Raw genomic sequence first — 278 nt, 5'->3', positions numbered from 1 at the left:
GAGGCGCTGGTCCTGGATCACCCCGGTGCGCACCACCGCGTCGAAACCTTCATCGATGATGTCCACCACCCGGTCGGTCATCACCGCTTCGATGCTCAGCCCCGGGTGCTGGGCCGTCAGCTCGCCGATCACCGGCATCACCACCTTGCGCCCGAACAGTGACGGGGTACTGATCTTCAACATTCCACTGGGGGATTCGCGCCGGTCCAGCAGCAGGTGTTCGGCATGGGCCAGTTCCGCCAGCAGGGGCGCGGCGCGCTCGACCAGCACCTGGCCGT

1 protein-coding gene is annotated in these 278 nt (G+C 66.9%); it reads right to left on the bottom strand.

Features of this window, described 5'->3' with window-relative positions; genetic code table 11:
• On the bottom strand, positions 1–278 hold a 278-nt coding region (locus F6S12_RS33375; protein WP_315870069.1), incomplete at both ends, for a LysR substrate-binding domain-containing protein.

The organism is Pseudomonas sp. JV245A (assembly GCF_032424515.1).
Taxonomy (GTDB): domain Bacteria; phylum Pseudomonadota; class Gammaproteobacteria; order Pseudomonadales; family Pseudomonadaceae; genus Aquipseudomonas; species Aquipseudomonas protegens.
This window is presented reverse-complemented; position numbering and strand designations above follow the sequence as displayed.